Annotated in this window: 1 pseudogene; it reads left to right on the top strand. The window is 74.1% G+C overall.

Annotation, left to right across the window (positions count from 1 at the left end):
- A pseudogene (locus V6U90_RS33805) lies at positions 1-555 on the top strand (helix-turn-helix domain-containing protein); the annotation flags it as partial.

Here is a 555-nt window from a genome sequence, read left to right on the forward strand (position 1 = left end):
CGATCCGGTGTCGGGTCGCCCGCTGCTGGTGGAGGTGTACCGGGTGACGGCGTCGGTGCTGGTGAAGCTCGGCGAGATCGATCTGGCGTGGTTGGCCGCCGACCGGGCCATGGCCGTCGCTACGGGTGATCCGGTGCTGGTGGCCGCCGCTGCGGTGCAGCTCGGTCAGGTGCTGCGCGCGGCCGGTCGGGCATCGTCGGCGCTGTCGACGATGCGGGCCGCCGCGTACCGGATCTCCCCACCGGACCCGGACGGTGCAACCCCGGAGAAGGTGTCGTTGTGCGGGACGCTGCTCGTCCAGGCGGCTCTGGCCGCCGCCGGCAACGGCGACGAGCGTGCCACCGTCGCGCTGATCGACGAGGCGGCCGACCTGGCGGCCCGGGTGGGTGACGGTCACGATCATCATCGGACCGGGTTCGGGCCGACCGCGGTCGACCTGGCCCGCACCACGGCAGCAGTCGAGCTGGGCCACGCAGACGAGGCGGTCGCCTGGCACGAGAAGGCGATCGGGCGGGACGGCTGGCGGTGGCTTGCCGCCGAGCACCGCGCCGCGCA

Source organism: Micromonospora sp. CPCC 206060, from assembly GCF_036906895.1.
Taxonomy (GTDB): domain Bacteria; phylum Actinomycetota; class Actinomycetes; order Mycobacteriales; family Micromonosporaceae; genus Micromonospora.